The organism is Streptomyces sp. JJ36 (assembly GCF_021696945.1).
Taxonomy (GTDB): Bacteria; Actinomycetota; Actinomycetes; order Streptomycetales; family Streptomycetaceae; genus Streptomyces.
The window spans coordinates 25,008-42,556 of the sequence record NZ_JACYHE010000050.1; the positions used below are offsets into that span (position 1 = coordinate 25,008).

General features: G+C 75.0%; 13 protein-coding genes. 5 read left to right on the plus strand and 8 right to left on the minus strand.

Going from position 1 to position 17,549, the window contains the following annotated elements; genetic code table 11:
- The first annotated feature begins 9 nt into the window (after nucleotides 1-9).
- Entirely contained in the window at nucleotides 10-1,317 is a 1,308-nt protein-coding gene (locus HOY81_RS18505) for an MFS transporter (protein WP_237321559.1), read from the plus strand.
- Between the two features lie 381 nt (nucleotides 1,318-1,698).
- Here HOY81_RS18505 and HOY81_RS18510 read toward each other — a convergent pair whose 3' ends face one another.
- From HOY81_RS18510 to HOY81_RS18540, 7 genes are all read right to left on the minus strand, one after another.
- Nucleotides 1,699-2,070, minus strand: a complete 372-nt coding sequence (locus HOY81_RS18510; RefSeq protein WP_237321560.1) for a hypothetical protein — start codon at nucleotides 2,068-2,070, stop codon at nucleotides 1,699-1,701.
- A 185-nt stretch (nucleotides 2,071-2,255) separates the two neighbouring features.
- Nucleotides 2,256-3,056 (minus strand): hypothetical protein, encoded by an 801-nt coding sequence (locus HOY81_RS18515; protein WP_237321561.1) that lies wholly within the window; start codon nucleotides 3,054-3,056, stop codon nucleotides 2,256-2,258.
- A 68-nt stretch (nucleotides 3,057-3,124) separates the two neighbouring features.
- Nucleotides 3,125-3,283 (minus strand): hypothetical protein, encoded by a 159-nt coding sequence (locus HOY81_RS18520; RefSeq protein ID WP_237321562.1) that lies wholly within the window; start codon nucleotides 3,281-3,283, stop codon nucleotides 3,125-3,127.
- 64 nt (nucleotides 3,284-3,347) lie between these two features.
- Nucleotides 3,348-3,566 (minus strand): hypothetical protein, encoded by a 219-nt coding sequence (locus HOY81_RS18525; protein WP_237321563.1) that lies wholly within the window; start codon nucleotides 3,564-3,566, stop codon nucleotides 3,348-3,350.
- A gap of 271 nt (nucleotides 3,567-3,837) precedes the next feature.
- Complete coding sequence (locus HOY81_RS18530) at nucleotides 3,838-5,076, minus strand: amidohydrolase family protein (RefSeq protein ID WP_237321564.1); 1,239 nt, start codon at nucleotides 5,074-5,076, stop codon at nucleotides 3,838-3,840.
- Between the two features lie 67 nt (nucleotides 5,077-5,143).
- The gene (locus tag HOY81_RS18535; protein WP_237321565.1) at nucleotides 5,144-6,325 is read right to left on the minus strand and encodes a hypothetical protein; all 1,182 of its coding nucleotides are present in this window, start codon (nucleotides 6,323-6,325) and stop codon (nucleotides 5,144-5,146) included.
- Nucleotides 6,322-6,954: an RNA polymerase sigma factor gene (locus tag HOY81_RS18540; RefSeq protein WP_237321566.1), complete on the minus strand. Its 633-nt coding sequence runs from the start codon at nucleotides 6,952-6,954 to the stop codon at nucleotides 6,322-6,324. Before HOY81_RS18540 ends, HOY81_RS18535 begins: the two co-directional genes overlap by 4 nt.
- Nucleotides 6,955-7,759: 805 nt before the next feature.
- Between HOY81_RS18540 and HOY81_RS18545 the strand changes: the two genes are divergently transcribed.
- A complete protein-coding gene (locus HOY81_RS18545; RefSeq protein WP_237321567.1) occupies nucleotides 7,760-9,265 on the plus strand; it encodes a Glu/Leu/Phe/Val dehydrogenase dimerization domain-containing protein in 1,506 nt (501 codons plus the stop codon).
- A gap of 387 nt (nucleotides 9,266-9,652) precedes the next feature.
- On the opposite strand, the gene HOY81_RS18550 is transcribed toward HOY81_RS18545, so the two are convergent.
- Nucleotides 9,653-12,370 carry an N-acetylmuramoyl-L-alanine amidase gene (locus tag HOY81_RS18550; RefSeq protein ID WP_237321568.1) on the minus strand — a complete coding sequence of 906 codons (2,718 nt, stop codon included), beginning with the start codon at nucleotides 12,368-12,370 and terminating at the stop codon, nucleotides 9,653-9,655.
- A gap of 533 nt (nucleotides 12,371-12,903) precedes the next feature.
- Between HOY81_RS18550 and HOY81_RS18555 the strand changes: the two genes are divergently transcribed.
- From HOY81_RS18555 to HOY81_RS18565, 3 genes are all read left to right on the plus strand, one after another.
- Nucleotides 12,904-13,569: an RNA polymerase sigma factor gene (locus tag HOY81_RS18555; protein WP_237321569.1), complete on the plus strand. Its 666-nt coding sequence runs from the start codon at nucleotides 12,904-12,906 to the stop codon at nucleotides 13,567-13,569.
- Nucleotides 13,569-15,059, plus strand: a complete 1,491-nt coding sequence (locus HOY81_RS18560) for a hypothetical protein (protein WP_237321570.1) — start codon at nucleotides 13,569-13,571, stop codon at nucleotides 15,057-15,059. The genes HOY81_RS18555 and HOY81_RS18560 overlap by 1 nt, the downstream gene beginning before the upstream one ends.
- Before the next feature lie 830 nt (nucleotides 15,060-15,889).
- The gene (locus tag HOY81_RS18565) at nucleotides 15,890-17,431 is read left to right on the plus strand and encodes an amidase (RefSeq protein ID WP_237321571.1); all 1,542 of its coding nucleotides are present in this window, start codon (nucleotides 15,890-15,892) and stop codon (nucleotides 17,429-17,431) included.
- Nucleotides 17,432-17,549 lie beyond the last annotated feature (118 nt).

The window sequence follows — 17,549 nt, forward strand, 5'->3', positions numbered from 1 at the left end:
GGTTACTTGATGGAGAGCGCCACCGCAGACGCGGCCCTCGGCACCCCGCAGGGGCCGGTGAAGACCTCGGCGGCAACGAGCCCGCCGACGCACCCACTGGACGCCACGCCGCGGAACACCGCCGTGCTCGTGATCTTCACCGCCGTCACCAACCTCGCCGACGGCGTCACCAAGGTGGCGCTGCCCCTGCTGGCGACGCAGATCACCCACTCGCCGGCCCAGGTGTCCGGGGTGGCGTTGACGCTGACGTTGCCGTGGCTGCTGACCGCGCTCCATGTCGGAGTCCTGGTGGACCGCTTCGACCGGCGCCGGCTGCTGTGGGCCGCAAATCTCGTCCGGCTGGTGGCCATCGCGGCCCTGCTCGGCGGTATCGGTACCGGCACCATGAGCCTTCCGGTGCTCTACAGCGGAGGCCTCGCGCTGGGCGTCGCCGAGGTCATCGCTCTGACCTCCGCCACCGCCCTCGTGCCGGCCGCCGTCGCCCCGAGGGGCCTGGAGCGCGCCAATGCCTGGGTGGCCGGCGCCGAGACGGTATGCAACGAGTTCTGTGGCCCCTTCGTCGGCGGCCTCCTGATCGCCGCCGGTGCGAGCGTCGCCCTGGGGGCGACAAGCGTCGCGTACGTACTGGGCATGCTGGTGCTCGCGTTCCTCGCAGGCCGTTTCGCGCCTCGCCCGGACGGCGCCGGACCGACCGGCACGGTGAATCAGCGCATCGCCGAAGGGGTGCGGTTCCTGTGGCGCCAGCGGCTCCTGCGGATGATGGCACTCGCCCTGACCGTGCTGTGCTCCTGCTGGGGTGCCTGGCTCGCCCTGATGCCGCTGGTCGCGACGCAGCTGATGGGACTGGACGCGCAGCAGTACGGCATGCTGCTCAGCGCGCTCGGAGCCGGTGGCCTGGTCGGCGCCCTGACCGTGACCACCCTCAACCGACTGCTGGGCCGGCGGTGGGCCATGTTCGCGGATCTGGTGGGCACCGCCGCCATGGTGGCTGCGCCGGCGCTCACCACCAACCTGTGGCTGGTGGCGGCGAGCGCCTTCGCCGGTGGCATGGGCGGGGTGCTCTGGACGGTCAACTCGCGGACCATCAGCCAGCGCCTGGTGTCGACCGAGCTGATGGGACGGTACAACGCGGCCGCCCGCCTGTTCAGCTGGGGCGCGATGCCGCTCGGCGCCGGCCTGGTGGGCGTACTCGCCGAGTGGTTCGGTCTGCGGGCGGCGTTCGCCGTCTTCGCCGTGGCGACCCTGCTGGTGATCATTCCCTTCCTGCGCATCGCCACCCCGAGCGCCCTGAACCGGGCGACCGCATACCCCCACTGACCGGCCGGCCCCCAGCACCCGGTACCCGGCCCGAGGTGAGCGACGGTTGCTCTTCCGGGCGCCGGCCTGACCGTCACCGGCGGGCCGGTGTCACCCGGACGTTCAGGAGTCACTCTGCACGCTGTGTTCCCGCGGTCCCTTCGCCCACGACGGGGAGGCTTTCCGGGTTCCGTCCCGGAATTCTTCGGCTTCCCTGGAACGCAGGACAGGTGCCACAGCCTGCCAGACGGCCTCCACAGCCCGTCCTGCGTAGGGCTCGAACCCCGGAGTGCGACCAAGAGGGCGCCGCCGCGGCGCAGTGGCACGATGCGGTGGAAAGCGCGGCTCCGGCGCAGGGCGGAAGCCCGCCCAGCATGCGACGAGGTGTTCGCTCTTCATGCGTCATGCGCCCCCCGATGACGGCGGCTTCTCCGGGTTCCTGGTGTCGAACACGACGACCTTGCGGGTGAAGTCCACGGAGAAGGAGCCGGAGTACCGTTCTCCGGTGACGGCGGAGGTGAAGGCGTCGCTCACCTGCCAACGGGGACTCTCCGGTACGTGCGGCCGTACGTCCGCGAGCACCGACGGTGTGCCCGGGGCGTCCTGCCACGCGTAGGCCGTCCGCAGCTCCCCGGCGGCCGCCGCGGTCAGCACCGCCACACCGGAGACCCGCAGATCCGACGGTCCGGGCACCGCAGACCTTCCCTCCCCGAGCACCTCGCCCTTCCACACCACCGACTGGAGAGCGCCGAACTCGGGGAAGTACTCCGTCACCGCTTTCGCGTCCCGCCGTACGCCACCGTCCGGCGTCGCGGACGCCTTCGGGTGCTGCCCGCCGTCCGGGGAAGTCCGGCCGTCCCCACCACCGCACCCGGCCAGCAGGACCGCACACACCGCCGGTACGGCCAGGCCACGTCGGACGGACGCCCGTCCCCTCCCGGTGGGGCTCACCACGGTGCTCATCCGCCGGCCTGCTGGCGCAGAGTGCTCGGCGCTTCCGGAACCTGCGCCTCGATCTGCGGGGGTACGGAGAACTCCTCGTCACAGTCGGGGCAGGTCGTCCGTCCGAAGAGACGGGTCAGGTGCTCGGCCGCGGCGGGCTGTCCGGCGTGGACGGCCAGGCGGTGCAGCCGGGGCGCCGGAGGCCGGAGTTCCGAGAGGCCCGCCGGCCTGATCGGGGCCGGCGCCGGGCCCTTGAAGTTGAGGCGCCGCACCTGCTCCTCGGGATCGCGACGGCGAGTGCCGGGCTGCTCCTCGCAGAAGTCGAGTTCGAGGGACGCCGAACAGCACGGGCACACCACGTCGTGGAGACCGGGGAGCAGGCAGTCGTCCCACACCGGTACGCCCTCGAAGGCGAGGAGGTCCTGAAGCAGGTGGAGACAGTCCGTCTCCTCGCTGTCGAAACGCCCCTTCCTCAGGTGGTGCAGAGCTGCCCGGTGCAGTTCGCCGAACGCCTCCGGGTAGCGCGTACGTACGTATCCCGACTGGTGAAGCCGGTTCGCTCCGGCGACGATCCGGCCGGCCAGCGCGATCGCCTGGTGCTGGTCGCCGGGCCTTCGGGAGGCCGCGATGTCCGCCAGGAGGGGGAGGGCAAGGAAGCTCGCCGGGTAGACGGTCCCTTGGTGGCACAGGGAGGACCACAGTTCCTCCCATGCCTCCTCGGCCACGTCGGGGTCCGGGTCACCGGCCTCCGCGAGGAGACGTGGGACGTCGTCGGCGGGGCCGTAGGCATGCGCGTGGCGCGACCAACCCGTTGTCATGCGCCCCAGTGTCGCGCTCTGCGCCGGCCACGCGCACTGCGGCCCTCGTCCCGGGGAACGCGGGGCTGTCACGACGCAGGCCGTTCCGAGTACCCGGCTCGGGGGCCGGACGCCCGCCGGGCGGTGACCGCTCTTCTCCAGAGGCCGATCTGGAGCAGCGGCTCGGCCGCGACCACGTCCAGCAGCCTCAGGAGGTTCAGCAGTCGTCGCAGTCGCAGCGTGTACATGCGTTCCTTCCCGTGCAGGCCCGCGGGGCCGGCGGCCCCGGCCGGCTGCACGCCCGCACCGGCGTCAGCCGTGACACAGTACGTTCACCAGGTAGGCCGTTTCCGGCAGGGACCGCACATACGCGAGCGGGTCCGCAGCGTAGGTCTCCCCGGTGCTCAGGTGCGGGCACCTGCGGGGCCCGTCGCACGCGGCGTGGACCGCATGACCGTCCTCGATCCACCAGCCGTCCCGGGTGAGCAGCACGAAGTGGTCCCGGGTGTGCAGGGAAGACGTGTCCAGCATGCCCTTGGGACCTCCGGCGCACCGGCCGGGGAGGGCGGGCAGGGGGGGCCGTCGTACCGGGGGTCGTCGTGCACCAGCTCCGGACTTCCCTCGTATCCCGGCCGGAGGGGAAACCCCAGGCCGTCCTGGGGTCCCCGTATCGCCCACCGGTCCCACATCTCTCGCCACTCGACCCCGGAGTACATCTCGAACGGCCCCAGCGCGCGGGCCAGTTCCTTGTGCACGTCGGCACGGCTCTCCGGCGGCAGGCAGACGATCAGCCGCATCCGGGTCACTCGGGCACTCCGAGGGAGGAACGGGCGCCGGTGCCGTACGGGCCGGTGGGCACTGGGTGGTGGGGGTGGCCGGCGGTCATGACGAGGCGGACGGCGCGGAGGGCCTCCAGGCCGGTGAGGGGGTCGCCGTCCACGGCGAGCAGGTCGGCGCGGTGACCGGGCGCGAGGCGGCCGGTCACCCCTTCCAGGCCGAGGGCGCGGGCGGCGTCCACCGTCGCCATGTCGAGCACCCGTGCGGGCGGGAAGCCGAGGTGGCTGTAGAAGCCGAGGCTGGAGACCAGGTCGTCGAAGACCGCGTACGGCACCCCGGCGTCCGTGCCGGAGAGCAGCCGCACCCCCTGCTCGGCCATCCAGCGGACGCGCGCGAACATCTCCTCCGCGCGCTCCCGCCCGAACCGGTCGGCGAGGCCGCGCCAGTTGGGACTGGCCGCCGGGCACACGGCGATCTCCCGGGCGGCCAGCTCCGCGACGAGCTCCGGGCGGACGTCGAAGCCGCCGCGCGCCATCCAGGTGCAGTGCTCGACGGTGTCCACGCCCGCGGCGACGGCGGCCGCGATCCCGTCCGTGCCGTGCGCGTGCGCCGCCACCGGCAGACCGTGCGCCCGGGCCTCCCGGACGACCAGTCCGAGCTCGGCCGGGGCGAACTGGGACTCCCATATCGCCGGCCCGTCCTTGGTCAGCCCGCCGCCGGTGGCCATCACCTTGATCACGTCGGCGCCGCGCGCCGCGTTCCGCCGGATCAGCTCCCGGATCGACCCGGGACCGTCGACCTCGCCGCCGAGATAGTGGCAGTGGCCGCCGGGCGGGGTGAGCGGGGTTCCCGCGGCGAGGATGCGTGGCCCGGGCAGTTCGCCGCGCGCGATCGCCGCCCGCAGCCGGAACACCAGCCCGTCGCGGTCGCCCAGGTCCCGTACGGTCGTGACGCCCGTACGGACCAGCCGCGCCGCCCGGTCCGCCATGCCGGCCCACACCTCCGCCTCGTCCGCGGCCTCCAGGGCGCCGACCGGGTCCGGTCCGGCGTCCAGGACCAGGTGCACATGGCAGTCGACGAGGCCGGGCAGCAGGGTGCCGCCGGGGAGGTCCACCCGCTCGGCGTCCTCGCCGGCCCGGGCCTCCACCTCCGTCCGGGGCCCGACGGCCGCGATACGGTCCTGCTCCACCAGCACCGCACCGTCCCGCAGCACCTGCCCGCCGGGCCCGGTGAGCACCCGTCCGGCCGCGATCACGTACCGCATGTCCCCTCCCGTCTTCCCGGCGTCCGGTCGCCCGCTTCCCCTCGATGGTGACGTACGGAACCCGGTGTCAGGGCGCGGACTTGCCGGGAGCCGCCTCCGGCGCACCGGGTGACTGCGCCGGGTCCGCGGCGTCCGCGGGGTCCGCGGCCGGGTCGGTGGGGTCGGCGGACGGTACGCCGGACGGTTCGTCCTGCCGTACCGGGGCGTCCGGGGTGGGCCGCGGTGCCGGGTGGGCGGCGAGCAGGCGGGCGCAGTAGGCGGGGACGCGGTCCTCGCCGCCCGCCGCCGTGGTGACGGCGGGCAGCGTCACATGCGGGTCCCGGGCATGGATCCGGCACTGCGCCACCAGGTGCTGCACGGTGGGCGGTCCGGGCGTCCCGGAAGCCGTGACGCCGTCCCCTTTCTCCGCGAGCGTCGAGGCACCGCCGGAGGGGGCGGCCGGGTGCGGGGCGTTGCGGTGGTCCGTACGGTCCGGGGCCGCGTCCTGTGCGTCCGACGGTTCCGCCGGCGGGGAGGCGCCGGGGGAGGGGAAGCCGTGTGCGGGGGACGTGTCGTCGCCGGGGGAGGTGAACGGCACGCCGCCGGCGGCCACGGCCACGCCGCCGCCGAGCGCCGCGACGAGCGCCCCGGCCAGGGCGCTCGTACGGGCGCGGCCCAGGCGGCGGCCCCAGCGGCGCAGCCGGGTCAGGGTGCCGGGAGCCGGTGCCGGGGCGCGGGCCGTACCGGCCTCCGCGCGGTAGGCGGCCAGTGCGGGGCCGGGGTCGGGAAGCGGCCCCGGGCGGGCCGTGCGGGCGGTGTTGAGCGCGGCGGCGAGGTCGCGCAGGGCGGCGTCGGGGGGCATGCCGGAGCCGGGAGCCGACGGGTCGCCGGACGCCGCGGGAGCAGGCCGGTGGACGGGCGCCGGGCACCCGCACCACTCCGGGTGGGCGGAGTCCTGACCGGCCCGGGCGCGGCCGGCCGGACCGGGGTGTGCGCCGGGTGTGTGGTCCGTACCGTTCGGGTCCGCCTCCACGGAGCCGGCGGCGCCGGCCGCACCGGCGCCGCCGGCTGCGATCAGACGGCGCAGTGCCGCGGCGTCCCAGCCGGTGCCGTCGGGGTTCGCGGTGCCGGGGTCCGTGGCGTCCGGGGCAGTGCTGCCGGGGTCCGTACCGTACGGGGCCGTCGCGCCCCGGCCCCAGCCGTCCCCGGCCTGCGGCTGCGGGGACGCTTCTCCGGGACCGCAGTTCCTCGTCTTGTCGATCTCGTTCATCTCCGTACCGCCGCCGTCTCGGCCGGTCGTTCCACCAGGTGCGCGAGGCGCTTGAGGCCCCGGGAGAGGGCCATGGCCACCGCGCCCGGGCGCTTGCCGAGCACCTGTGCCGCGCCCTTCGTGTCCAGGTCGAGGAGGACCCGCAGCACCACCGCCTCCGCCTGGGGTTCCGGCAGGGTCCCGATGAGCTCCAGCACCTCCTGCGCCGAGAACCGGGCCCCGGCGGTCTCCGCGACGTCGGGCACGCCGCCTGTCAGGGGGTCCCGGGACTCGGGCAGTTCGTCCCAGGGCACGGTCACCTCGGGTACCCGGCGTCTCCTCCGGCGTACCAGGTCCCGCGCGCGGTTGCGGGTGACCGCCAGCGCGAAGCGCCGGAAGGCCGGTCCGTCGCCGTCGAAGCGCATCACGTCGCGGGCGACCTGGAGCCAGGCCTCCGCCACCACGTCCTCCGCGTCCTGGCCGACGATGACCCCGGCGTAGCGGAGGAGTTCGGGGGTCAGGGTGCGGTAGAGCACGCGGAAGGCCTGCTCGTCGCCCTGCTGGGCGGCCCGGACCTCCGCGGTCAGCTCCCCCCGGGAGTGGCGCCGCGTGCCCGCGGCGTCGTCCTCCCCGCCGACCGGCTCACTCACTCGGACAACCTTTCGCCTGGTGTGTGTGCGCCCGCGCCGTCCGCACGTACGGAGGGCGTGTCCGTTGGACCAGGCCGGGTGGTACAGGGTTGTACGACCGGGGCGCATCGGGTGTGTGAGGTGCGCCACCGTGGCGGGGGCCGGGGAGGGCGCACGCGAGGCGCGGGGGAGCGGAGCGGCGGACGGAGTACGGGAGGTCGCCGGGACGGTGCGCCGGGCGCGCCCCGGAAGGGGGGCGGGGAGGGCCGGGAGGGTCTCGGGCGGTGCCGGAAAGGCGCGCCGGGCCGGCCCCCGGAAGGGTGCCGGGAGGCGGCTTGGGAGGCGGCCCCGGAGGCCCCTCCCGAGGCCCCTTCGCACGCCCCCGGAACGGCGTTCCGGTAGCACCTCCGGGTGCCCCGTCGCAGGCCCGCGGAGTCCGTTCGATTTCCTGCTCGATTCCCCCGGTCAGGGGCTGAAACCCGAGTGGGCGAGGGGGGTCCTGGGAAGTCTTGACAGGCCGTGAACCGTGACCTCACAGTGGGCCCTAAGCACAACGCAATGAGATGTTTTCTCTGCGCGTTCTCTGCGTGTTTCCGTCGTACTTCCGTCGTACCTTGTCGCGTTGCCATGCGGGCGCACCCTGCGTGTGCCCTGCGGGCGCGACCCTTCCTGCCCTATCGGGCGCCGAATGTTCCCGGGTGGAAAAAACCCGGGAGCGGCGGCGACCCCTGCGGGCCTGTGAGCGAAAGTGCCGTGCGCGGAATTGCCGTGCCCGCATTTTCTGAGAGTGCACGTGTCGATCAGTTGCTGAAAGGGTGAGTGCCGAATGACGCAGACCGTCGTCGAGAAGCCTTTGCAGGTCCTCGAGCATGAGCCCTATCTGCAGATCACCTGGCGCGACACGGAGACACCGGCGCGCGGGTTCGTCGTGATCGACCGGCTGGTCACGGGCATCGCCACCGGAGGGCTGCGCATGCGCCCCGGCTGCACGCTGCACGAGGTGGGCGAGCTCGCCCGGGAGATGACCCTCAAGATGGGGGCCTTCGGCATCCACGTCGGGGGCGCCAAGGGCGGCATCGACTTCGACCCGTCCGACCCGCGGGCGGACGAGGTGCGCGAGCGGTTCCTGCGCGGCGTGCGGCCGCTGCTGGAGCGCTTCTGGGTGACCGCGGGCGACCTCGGGACCCAGCAGGAGCGGCTGGACGCGTCGTTCGCCCGGGTCGGGCTCGGCGAGACCTCCTTCCACGCGGCCGTGCTGCGGGCCGAGGACGAGACCGAGGTGCGCTCCCGCATCCGGCACGCCTTCACCACCGAGAGCGAGGGCCTGAAGCTCTCCGAGCTGATCGGCGGCTACGGCGTCGCCGAGGCCGCCCTCGCGGCCCTGGAGCAGCGGAAGGTCGCCGCCGGGTCGGCCCGCGCCGTGGTGCAGGGCTTCGGCGCGATGGGCGGCTCCACCGCGCTCTACCTCGCCCGCGCGGGCGTGCGGATCACGGGCATCACCGACGCCCGGGGCCTCATCCTCAACACCACCCGGGGACTGGACGTGGAGCTGCTGCTCTCGGCACGCAGTTCCTCCGGTGTCATCGACCGGTCCGTGCTGCGCGAGGACGACGTGGAGCGCCCGGGCGAGGAGTGGCTGAGCCAGGACGTGGACGTGCTGGTCCCGGCCGCGGTCTCGTACACGATCACCGAGGAGAACTGCGACCGCATCCGGGGGAGCCTGGTGGTGGAGGCCGCGAACGTGCCCACCACGCCGGAGGCCGAGCGGCGGCTGGCGGACCGCGGCGTCACGGTGATCCCGGACTTCATCGCCAACACGGGTGCGGCGGCCGGAGCCTGGTGGGTGATCCTCGGCGAGGTGGTGAGCCCCTCCGGGGCGTGCAGCCGGCTCTCCTCCCAGATGCGGCCCCTGGTCCGCGGCCTGATGAGCCGGGCCGACACGGCGGGTGTGACCCTGCGCGAGGCGGCGGTGCGGTACGCGCGGGAGAACTCGCAGCGGATGATGCGGGAGTTCGGCGCCGAGGTGGCGTTCGAGGACCTGTACGCGCGGACGCAGTGGGGCATGCCCGGCGAGGGCGGGTTCCCGGCGGAGGAGCTGCTGCCCGTGGCCGCGCCGGCCGGGGAGCGCCGCCTCGCGGACGCGCTTCCCGACGACGACCGGGTCGCGGAAGGCCCCGGCGGGGAGGCCGTCGGGCACCCGCCGAGAGGCGGTCACGCCGACCCGGCGGAAGCGGTGAGCCTGCTCGACGGCGCGCTGGGGACCACCCCGGGGCCCGCGGAGGCGGTGCCCGCCTACTGGCCGGGCGAGGCCGACCCGGCCTCCGGGCACTGAGCCGCCGAGCGCGGCGGCGAGGGCGGTGCGCACCCAGTGCGCGCCGCCCTTCGGGGCTGCCGCGTTCGGCGCGGGGAGCCCGCGCCGTGCGGTGGTCACGTCGGTGGCCGGGCAGCATGCGCAGGGGATCCCCGGCACGGCGCGGCCGCGTCGAGTGTGCCGCCGTACCCTCAGTCGGCCCGCCGGCCCGCCGGACGCGGTGGGCCCCGATCGCGCGGCGGTCCGCGCGGAGCTGCCCGGACAGCACAGCGGCCGGGGCCGGGCGGGAGCATCCCGCCCGGCCCCGGCCGGTGGTGTGGAACGCGGTGCGGCCGGAGCCGCACCGCGTCACGGCGTCAGACGGTGACGTGTCCGGCGCCCCGCCTCAGGCGGGGCGCCGGAGCCGCGTCACGGCTTCAGCGCGTAGCCCAGCTTGGCGCCCGCCGGGCTGCCGAAGTCGCTGGGGTGGACGAAGTCTGCGTACTGCGGATCGATGCCCGCGCTGCCCGCCGGGATCGTGACGACCCCGCCGTCCTGGTTGTTCTCCCCGTCCACGCCGATGGCCAGGTCCGTACGGCCCCAGCCGGTGACGTCGGCGAGCTGCACCGAGGAGCCGAACCGGTCCTCGTCCTCGGTGGCGCCCGGGATGCCGGCGGAGTTCTGGCTGTAGCCGTGCGCCCCGTCGCCGGTGACGCCGCCGGAAGCGCCGTAGAGCAGGTTGATCATGCCGGCGTTGGAGCGGTGCTCCCCGTCCCGCGAGAGGTCCTCGCGCGGGGCGCCGACCAGCACCTCGGCGCGGTTGTCGTCGTTGGTGTCACCCACCGAGACCCAGAAGCCGAAGGCGTCCCCGCCCTCGACTCCGCCGGGCACCCCGGGGGTGTCCTGGTCGACGGTCTTCAGGCCGCTGGTGGTGAGGCCGCCGGAGGAGCCGCGCACCACGGTCACCTGGCCGCCCGGCACCGCGTCGGACTCCGAGGCGTACGGCTGGCCGATCGCCAGGTCCGGGTAGCCGTCGCCGTCGGTGTCACCGGCGTCGACGGAGCGGCCGCCCAGGGTGGAGAGGATGCCGTCCCGCTGCAGGCCGCTCGACGAGCCGTTCAGCACGACCACGCGTCCCCGGCCGTCCGGGTCGCGGAAGTTGACCGCCACGTCGGCGTAGCCGTCCCGGTCGAAGTCCGCGCTGGTGGCGGCGGGGAAGCGGGTGTCACCGGAGTAGGCGGTGTCGCCCAGCGTCCCGGAGCCGGCCGGGTTCAGGGTCTCGCCGTCGAAGAGGTACCAGGAGCCCGGTGCGCCCGGGGCGGTCACCACGACGTCGGCGTAGCCGTCGCTGTCCACGTCGGCGACCTCGACCGACTGGCCGAAGTGCGCGCCGCCGGTCCGCTCGGCCTCCGGCGCCAGGAGTTCCGCGCCGGTGGTGAGGTCCGGGCCGTAGAGCACGTTCACCGCGCCGTGGTCGCCGGCGCCGCCGCCGGTCTCCTCGCCGGGCACCCCGACGACGAGGTCGGCGTGACCGTCGTGGTTGAGGTCGCCGTAGGCGGTGGACTCGCCGAAGTGGTCGCCCGCCTCGGTGCCGTCCGGCACGCCCGCGCTGTCCTGGTCGAGCGTCGTCGGCGTCTTCACCGGGCCGTTGATGCCGCCCGGGAGGATCGAGACCATGCCCGCTTCCGAGGCGCCGCCGGCGGTGGCCTGCGGCATGCCGGCCGCCATCTCGACGAGGCCGTCGCGGTTCAGGTCGGCGGTCGGCACGGCCGAGCTCGCCGCGGGGCTGCCGGCGAACCGGCGGATCTCGCCCAGCTTGCCGTAGAGGGACTCACCGGGGCAGGCGGTGGCGTACGCGTCCCGGTGACCGGAGATCACGTTCAGCGTGGCCTGGTCGCCCTTGCTCCAGACGCCGGTGTCGCCCAGCGCCTCCAGGGTGACCTGGCCCTCCGGGTCGCCGCCGTACTGGCCGAGCTTCCAGGCGGCCAGCCGCGCCACCGCGTCGGTGACCCGGGCCGGCGGCGCGCCGCGCTCCTCGTAGTTGCCGATGACGGAGATGCCCGTGGAGTAGCTGTTGAAGCCGTAGGTGTGGGCGCCGTACACCGGCAGGTCGATGCCGCCGTGCCGGCCCTCGAAGATGGTGCCGCACTTGTCGACCAGGAAGTTGTAGCCCAGGTCGTTCCAGCCGTTGGACTCGATGTGGTACGTCATGATCGCCCGGACGATCGCCGGGGACTGGGCGCAGCTGTAGCTGTTGGAGTCCGTGGTGTGGTGCACGAAGACGGCCTTGATGCCGTCCTCCAGGTAGTTCGAGGGCTCCTCGACCTTCGACTCGTCGGCGCCCCACTGCGCGCGGGTGACGATCGGCGGCCGGGTCACCGTGGACGGCGGTGCCACCGGTGTGGTCTCGGTCGGCGACGGGCTCGCGGTGGCCGTCGGCTCCGAGGAGGTGCTGGTCGAGGCGGACGGGCTGGTGGAGCCGGTCGGCTCGGACGAGGTGGTGCTGCCCGGCGACGGCTCGGGGCTCGTGGTGCCGTCCGGGCTCGGCGACGGGCTCGCCGTGGTGTCGGCCTTGGCCGCGGCGGGGGCGTGGGCCGTGAAGCCCGCGGGCTTCATCCCGCCGGGGAGCTCGTCGACGGCGATCCGGCTGGGCGCCTGGGTGCCCGCCTTGTTGGCCTGCCTGGCCTCCTTCTTGGTGACGCCCGGGTCGATCAGGTCGAGCCGCATGCCCCCCGGCAGCCCGGCGGTCGCGGTGCCGTCCTCGGCGAGGACACGGGCCTCGACGCCGTCCGAGGCGCCCACCCAGCGGGGCTCGGTGGCGCCGCGGGCGTTGCGGTCCTTGCCCTCCGGGCTCTCCGGCGCCTCGATGTCGGTGCCCAGGGTGTGCCAGGCGCTCCACTCGCCCGTCTCCGCGCTGCGCGTACGGACCTGGGCGCGGCCCTCGAGGTCGGCGCGACTCTTCGGCCAGGAGATGCCCACGAGGCTGAACGGCTCGGTGGTGCGCCGGTCGACGCCCTTCTTGCCCTTGCCCCGGTCCTTGAGCTTCACCGAGTGGATCTTCACGGGCTCGGCCGTCGCCGGAGGCGCGGCCTTGTCCGACGGTTCGGCCACGGCCACGCTGATGGCGCCGGCCCCGCCGAGGACCACGGCACCGAGCGTGAACCACGCCCGCTTCTTCAGACTGAGTGTTCTTCGTGCACGTACGCTACGCGGACTCAAACGTCCCGCCCCTTATGTCCGGTGTGGCTGTGAAAGTGTCGCTCGCGGGCCCCTGGTGGAGGCCCCCGTCACTCACCAAGCGTCCGCGACGGCTCAAGCATCACTCGGAAGAGCGAAGTTTGAGGAGAAAATCTCGCGGAGCGCGCGGGGCGGAGGGAGAAAGCGAAGACGGCCGAGGTCGCCACCCCCCACAGGAGAGACCCCGGCCGCCGTCGAGTACGGACGCACCGACCAGCAGCGGTCCGTACTCTCCTCAGCGCCGCGGGGGTTGAATGTGTTACCCGGCTCCCACCCCCTACTACTCGCCGGTCCGGCATGGACGCGGAAGCACGGTTGGCCGTAGCGTGCTTGCAGTCATCGACACAGGTCGATACGTAATGAACGAACATCGGCACGGGCGTCCGGCCAGGGGCGCCGGCAGGACCATCGCGACACCGCGAAGTTGGGGCGAGGACACGGGCGTGCAGGGGGACGACGCGGAGCTGACCGCCGCCGTTCGCGCGGCGCAGGCGGGGGACGAGTGCGCCTTCCGCACGGTGTACCGCGCCGTGCATCCACGGCTGCTCGGCTACATACGCACCCTGGTGCCCGACCCCGACGCCGAGGACATCGCCTCCGAGGCCTGGCTGCAGATCGCGCGCGACCTCACCGGCTTCACCGGGGACGCCGACCGCTTCCGCGGCTGGACGGCCCGTATCGCCCGGAACCGTGCGCTGGACCACATCCGGATGCGCTCCCGGCGGCCCGCGGTCGGCGGTGACGAGAGCGAACTGGTCGCGCTGCCCGCCGGCGCCGACACGGCCGACGAGGCCATGGAGGCCCTGGGCACCGGCAGGACCATGCAGTTCATCTCCCGGCTTCCGCGGGACCAGGCGGAGGCGGTGGTGCTGCGGGTCGTCATGGGGCTGGACGCCAAGAGCGCCGCCCAGGTGCTGGGGAAGCGCCCCGGCGCCGTACGCACGGCCGCACACCGCGGGCTGCGCAAGCTCGCCGAACTGCTGGACGAGGAGGACGGCGTCCCCGGCGGGTCCGCCGAGGAGGAGCGGGACCGGCAGCAGGAGTCGGCGCAGCGGGACTTGACACCCGGTGTGACGCACAACGCCGCGCGGACGCTGAGGGAAACGTGATGCCCGACGACCGGTACGACTGGCTGGACGAGGAGGCCGCGGAGCAGTTGCTGCGTGGTCTGCGGATCGACGGGCAAGACATCCGGGGGACAGCACGTCCGGAAACGGACGGCGCGGACGGTTCGGACGACCCGGAACTTGTGGGGCTTCCTGGGCTTGCGGAGCTTCCGGAGGACGGCGGGGCGAGCGGCAGACGCGGCCCCGGCCACCCGGAAGGTCCCCGGGCCGGCAGCTCCGGGCAGCCCGACGCCGAGCAGGCGGCCGGCGATCGGCTCCCGGACGGCGAACCGCTCCCGGACGGCGACCCGGACCGGCTGGCCGGGATCTTGCAGGACCTGGCCGCCGCATCACTGCGCGGCGTACACCACGAAGCCTCCGGCGAACTGTGCGGCGAGGAGGCGGCGGTCGCCGCCTTCCGGGAAGCACAGAAAGGAGTACTCCGCAGCGGCTCGGTGGGCGCGGAACCGCCCGCCGACCGCCGCGGAGGCATACGGTCCGCACTGCGCACCCTGCTCCCCGGGCAACCGGGACGACCGGTACGGATCGGGCTGGCGGTGGCGCTCGGCGGCTGTGCGCTGGGCGGCGTGGCGGTCGCGACGGGCAGCGGCGTGCTGCCGACGCCCTTCGGCGCCGGAAGCGGCGGCTCGCCCCCGGAGGCCAGCGCGACACCGGTGGTGAGTCCCGACGAGGACGGCACCGCGCACCCGCACCGCGAACAGGACACCGGTGGCCGGGACGGCGGCCACGGCGGCACCGACTCCGCGTCCACGGAGGGACCGGACGCCGACCGCTCCGGCGGTGAGACCTCCGGGCCGGGCGAACACGGCGACGGCACGGTCATCGACGGCCTCCCCCAAGGCGACTGGAAACCCCAGGACCTCACGCAGCAGCAGAAGCGGCGACTCGCGGACGCCTTCTGCGCCCCGTACGAGAACGAGAATCTGGAGTCGGACGCCCGGCGCAAGCTGGAGCGCGCGGCCGGAGGCCGGGACGCCGTGCTGGGCTTCTGCGCCCGGCACGACGGGAGGCAGGGGCTGAGCGGTGAGTCCGGCGACGACGGTGCGGGCGTCGACGGCGGTCAGGTCGGTGACGGCGCGCCCGACGTCGACACCCCGGGTGGTGACACGGCCGGCGCGGGAAGCGGGGGCGGCGAGTCGGGCGACGGTGGTGAGTCCGGTGACGGTGGTGAGTCCGGTGACGGTGGTGAGTCGGGCGACGGCTGGGAGTCGGGCGACGGTGGTGAGTCGGGCGACGGCTGGGAGTCGGGCGACGGTGGCGAGTCCGGCGACGGCGGCGAAGTCGGTGACGGCGGTGAAGCCGGCGACAGTGGCGAGCCGGGCGACGCCACCGGTGGCGCCGCGGACGGCGGCACGACCACGAGCGGTGGGGTCACGAGCGGCGGCACCGGAGGGACGGACACCGGCACCGCGGGCGGCGCCGACACCGGTGGAGCCACCGGTACGCTGAGCGGCGGTTCGCGCGTGCGCTGAACCCGCGCCGACCCGGGCGCGGCCCGGGCCCCGTCACGTCGCCGGGCGGCTTCCCGGCGGCACGCACCCCATGGCCGTACGGGCGGCTGGGCGCCCGAGGCCGCCGCTCCCCGCAGCCGACCGCATGGCGCGCGTCCCGCCGACTCGAACTCGCGTGCCTGTGTGGTGCGCGTGGTGCCCCGGGGTCACCGGGTCGGCCCCCGCACGGTGGCGCGCATCCCCGTTTCCGTCCGGTCGGCACGGCGCCCGCTCCGGCCCCGACCGCACGGCGGCGCGTCCCGCCGGGCGGAGGCCGTGCCCCGTACGGCCCGTGCGGCAACCGGGTCCGCGAGGCCCCGGTAACGTCCCCGCACGGCGGCGCGTTCGGCTGTGCGCGCCCCGTTGCCCGTGCCCGGGACGGGCTTCCGCCCTCCGCGCCCGGGACGGGATCCCCGCGACCGCCGGGAAGCTGGCGTGTAGACGCCCCCGGCTGGGCACACAGGCTCTCCCGTTCCACCCCGCAGACCTGGACAACGCAGACGTTTCGTTCCGCTGAACGGCGGGTGTGACACTTTCCGGCGGTCCGGCGCAGTAAGAAGTGAGCCGACTGGTCATCGGCTGCGCGATACACCCGAGGTTCCCCCCGTACCTCCGGGTTCGCGCGTTCGGCGCGGGCGGGGCACGTTCCCCCGGTCCCGCCCGCGCCCTTTCTTCCCTCCCCTTCTCTTTCCCTCCCTCCGCGTGGCGGCGTTGTGGGCCCGGCCGCGGTGCACCAGGATGGTCCCCGGACTTACTGGCGAGTAGCGGGGCGCCCGGCCGCAGGGCCGTCGCCGCCCCCGGAGGGGGCGTACGTGACCGGAACCGGTGACACGGCTGCCGCGCCCGAGGGGCTGGCGGAGCAGGCCCGGGCCCTCGCCGCCGGCGAGGTGACGTCGCGGCGGCTCACCGAGCGCGCCCTGGCCCGGGTCGACGCCGCCCAGCCCACCCTCAACGCCTTCCGCATCGTGCGGCACGAGGAGGCCCTGGCCGAGGCGGACGCCGCCGACCGGCGGCTTGCGGCGGGGGAGCGGGCGCCGTTGCTGGGCGTGCCGGTCGCCATCAAGGACGACATCGACCTGACGGGCGAACCCACCGCCTTCGGCTGCCCGGGCGACTTCCCGGCCCGGCCGGCCGACGCCGAGGTCGTACGCCGGCTGCGGGCTGCGGGCGCGGTCGTGGTGGGCAAGACCAACACCCCGGAGATCGGCCAGTGGCCCTTCACGGAGGGCCCGGCCTTCGGGGACACCCGCAACCCCTGGGCGCCGGAGCACACTCCGGGCGGCTCCTCGGGGGGCTCGGCCGCGGCGGTGGCGGCCGGGCTGGTCGCCGGCGCGCTGGGCTCGGACGGCGCGGGCTCCATCCGTATCCCCTCCGCCTGGTGCCATCTGATCGGGGTGAAGCCGCAGCGCGGCCGCCTCTCCACCTGGCCGGACCCGGAGGCGTTCCGGGGGATCACCGCGCACGGCACCCTGACGCGTACGGTCGCCGACGCCGCGCTGCTGCTGGCGGCGGCGGCCGGCAACGTCGAGGGCGACCGGCACCGGCCGGACCCGGTGGACCTCGCCGGGGCGCCCGGGCGTGATCCTGGGCGGCTCCGCATCGCCCTCTCCTTCCGGATGCCGTTCACGGCCACCCCGAAGCGGCTCGACCCGCGGGTGCGGGTGCGGGTCGCCGAGCTCGCCGAGCGGCTGGCCGCGCTCGGCCACGAGATCGAGGAGGCCGACCCGCCGTACGGACTGGTGGGGCTCTCCTTCCTGCCGCGTGCCACGGTGGGCGTACGGGACTGGTCGATGCGGGCGCCGGACCCGGAGCTGCTGGACCCGCGGACCCGGGACACCGCCCGCACCGGACGGCTGCTGGGCGGCCCGGTGCTGCGTGCGGCACGGGCGGCGGAGGGGCCGCTGCGCCGCCGGGTCGGCGGGATCTTCCGCCGGTTCGACGTCGTCCTGACGCCGACCACGGCCCTGCCGCCGCCCCGGATCGGGGCCTTCGAGGGGCTCACCTCCTGGCAGACGGACCGGACGATGATCGCCCACTGCCCGTACGCCTGGCCGTGGAACGTGCTCGGCTGGCCGGGGGTCAACGTGCCCGCCGGGTTCACCGACGAGGGCCTGCCGCTGGGGGCGCAGCTCCTGGGCCCGGCGAACAGCGAGCCGCTGCTGCTCTCGCTGGCCGCCCAGCTCGAGGCGGACCGGCGCTGGGACGCGCTCCGGCCGCCGGACGAGTGGTGGGCGGGGGCCCGCGCGGACCGGGGCGGTGCGGCGGGGACCCAGCCCCGTGGCCCCCGCGAGCCCCGTGCCCCCCGCGCACCTCGCCGGTCCGGCGGGCTCGGCGCACCGGCCGCCGAGAGCTGACCACCCGCACCGCCCGGCACTCCCGCACCGCCCGGCACTCCCGCGCCGCCCGGCACTCCCGCGCCGCGCCCGAGCCCGCGCCTACGGCCTGCGCCCGGGGCGTGTCAGCGGGCCGCGC